The sequence below is a fragment of the Moraxella sp. genome (genome assembly GCF_024227015.1).
Classification (GTDB): domain Bacteria; phylum Pseudomonadota; class Gammaproteobacteria; order Pseudomonadales; family Moraxellaceae; genus Moraxella.
Window position 1 is genome coordinate 1 of the sequence record NZ_JAAELD010000355.1, and the last position, 3510, is coordinate 3510.

General features: G+C 48.4%; 1 pseudogene. It reads left to right on the forward strand.

What is annotated here, in order from left to right:
- Window positions 1-133: 133 nt before the first annotated feature.
- Window positions 134-3192, forward strand: a pseudogene (gene putA, locus GY683_RS07975) (bifunctional proline dehydrogenase/L-glutamate gamma-semialdehyde dehydrogenase PutA).
- Window positions 3193-3510: the final 318 nt, after the last annotated feature.

The following is a 3510-nucleotide window of genomic DNA, read 5'->3' on the forward strand; positions in this document are numbered from 1 at the left end:
GGCTTGGGATCTTGTACTGGCAGGTGACCTAGCCTCGGATGTCGGCGAAGAGTCTAAAGCTTCGGCTTTGACTCTCGCAATTTAACAATGCGACGAATCGTTTAACCGTGGTGGCGTTATTTTTGCCATGCATATGCTGGGCAAGCAATTCGTCACAGGTCAGACCATCCAAGAAGCTCTAGATAATGGCAAAGAGCGCGAGAAATTAGGCTATCGTTTCAGCTTTGACATGCTAGGCGAAGCAGCCATGACCGAGGCAGATGCTGACCGTTATTATAATGACTATGTGACCGCCATCCACGCCATTGGCAAAGACGCTCAAGGTCGCGGCGTGTATGATGGCAATGGCATCTCGGTTAAGCTGTCTGCCATTCATCCACGCTATTTCCGCGCTCAGCACGACCGCGTGATGAACGAGCTGCTACCACGCCTAAAAGCCCTATTCGTTCTGGCCAAAGAATACAACATCGGTCTAAACATCGACGCCGAAGAAGCCAACCGCTTGGAATTGTCGCTTGATCTGATGGAAAAACTGGTGTCAGACCCAGATCTAGCCGGCTTCAATGGCATCGGCTTTGTCGTGCAAGCCTATCAAAAACGCTGCCCTTATGTGATTGATTATCTGATTGATCTGGCACGCCGTAACAACCAAAAACTAATGATTCGTCTGGTTAAAGGCGCCTACTGGGACAGCGAAATCAAATGGGCACAAGTCGATGGCATGGATGGCTATCCCGTCTATACGCGTAAGGTTCACACCGACGTGTCTTATCTTGCGTGCGCGCAGAAGCTACTTGCTGCTCAAGACGCCATTTTCCCACAATTCGCCACACACAACGCCCAAAGCCTTGCCACCATTTATAAGATGGGCGAAGGTAAAGACTTTGAATTTCAATGCTTGCACGGCATGGGCGAGACTCTATACGACCAAGTTGTCGGCGAAAAGAACCTAGGCCGTCGCGTGCGTATTTATGCGCCAGTTGGCACACATAAGACTTTGCTTGCCTACCTAGTGCGTCGCCTACTAGAAAATGGTGCTAACTCATCATTCGTTAACCGCATCGTTGATGAGAAGGTAAGCATTGATGAACTGACTGTGTCGCCATTAGATGAGATTGATGTTAATAACATTACTACCAACCCACTGACGCCTAAGCCACGCCACATCTACGGCGAGCGACTTAATTCTTATGGCATTGATTTGTCTAATGAACATGTATTGTCTGCACTTCAAGCTGACATGAATGCTGCGCTTAACATTGACTTTGGCAGTGTTAAATCTCTGACCAGCATCCCTGTGTTACATAACCCAACGCACGCCGTTCTTAACCCAGCTGATCACAGCGATATTGTCGGTCATGTATCATTCATTAAGGTTGATGCGATTTCTAATGTGATTGGTGCCGCCATCAACGCTCAAAGCTCATGGCAAAGCACTTCACCAAAAGCGCGCGCTGATATCTTGCGACGCTTTGCCGATACGCTAGAATCACCCAAGCACATGGCACTGCTGATGATGATCGCTGTACGCGAGGCTGGTAAAACCTTATTGAACGCCATCGCAGAAGTTCGTGAAGCGGTTGATTTTTGTCGTTATTATGCCGATGAGACCGAGCGTCTAAACCTAAACAGCCCAGTTGGTACTGTCGTTGCGATCAGTCCATGGAACTTCCCGCTTGCCATCTTTGTGGGTGAAGTGGTTTCAGCACTGGCCGCGGGTAACACCGTCGTTGCCAAGCCCGCCGAACAAACAAGCATCATCGCCCATCTGGCAGTGACGTGGCTACATGAAGCTGGCGCACCAAAGGACGCGCTTCAACTTGTTTTGGGCGCAGGTGATGTGGGCGCGGCATTGACGGTGTGATCTTTACAGGTTCGACCGATGTCGCCAAGCGCATCAACACTATCCTAGCTGCACGTACTGACAATCCTGTATTGATCGCTGAGACAGGCGGCATGAACGCGATGATTGTGGACTCTACCGCACTGCCTGAGCAGGTATGTACTGACGTACTGGCCTCTGCCTTTGACTCAGCTGGTCAGCGCTGCTCTGCCCTGCGTATTCTATGCATCCAAGAAGACATCGCTGATCACATGATCGAGATGATCAAAGGCGCCATGGATGAGCTTATGGTGAATAATCCAGCTTACCTAGCAACGGATGTCGGTCCTGTGATTGATGCAGAAGCCCAAGAGAACCTACTTAACCACATCAATACTCTTAAGCAAACGGCACCTTATCATGAGGTGAAAGTACGCTCACACGCCCAAGGCACCTTCGTCGCGCCAGTAATGTTCGAACTTAAGAACCTATCACAGCTCAAAAAAGAAGTGTTCGGCCCTGTGCTGCACGTTGTTCGCTTCGCTGCGCATGAGCTTAATGATCTGATTGATAACATCAACAAAAAAGGCTTTGCGCTGACGCACGGCATCCACAGCCGTATCGATGGTACGATTGATAATATCACGAGCCGCATCGAGGCAGGTAACGTATACATTAACCGAAACATCGTTGGCGCGGTGGTTGGTGTGCAGCCATTTGGTGGTCATGGCATGAGTGGCACAGGCCCTAAAGCTGGTGGCCCATTCTACTTGCAGCGCCTAAGCAAGCTTGACACTTGGTACGCGCCAAAGGTTGATTTCCCTGCACGCGTGAATGAGACCGCGCTTAATCAAGTGCTTAGCACCGCAAAAGCACTAAACCTGTCAGCGGATGAACTTCGCTCATTAGAAGCCGTCGCTGATCAAGCACGCAAAAACTCGCTTAACGAAGCATATACCGTACTACCTGGACCAACAGGCGAACGCAATACCTTATCATGGCGTGCACCACATTCTGTGGCACTATATGGCGGTACAGCGGCTGCATCTGTAGAAGCATTAGCGGTATTAGCAGCTAACGGTATCACGGCGCACATCCTGCCAAATCACATCCTAGCCGCCAGCGCTGATCTCTTCGGGGATAGCCTAGTGGTGAGCGAACAAGCAGGCTTAGATTCGCATAACATCATCATCGCTCTAGAGTCGATGCCAAGTGATGAGCAAGTGCGCCTAGCCGCCCTAGATGGTTCGATTCGCCGCATTATCGATGCCACTGGCGGCTTAGACATCACCCGTCTATACCACGAGATCAGCCAAAGCTACAACACCACGGCTGCTGGTGGCAATGCAAGTCTGATGGCAAGCGCGTAATCTAATTGTTAATATAGACCACAAAATACGCATCCTTTTGGGTGCGTATTTTTTATAAATTACCCAGCAATCAAAAGATAAACCATTAGATTTGACAAAATTTATCACAAAAAAATTTCAAAGCCGCTTAAAAGGCGGCACCCCTTACCAGATTTAGCTTTCGCAAATTTACCAAAATTAATTCATAAAATCACAAAAAAAACAAGCTAGCATTTTAAAAATTTTTAGGCTATATTGTGCTACATCAAACAGAATACACCTAGATATAGTGATTAAATTTTATGCGATGGGTTGATTAAGTTGATAAAAATCATATCA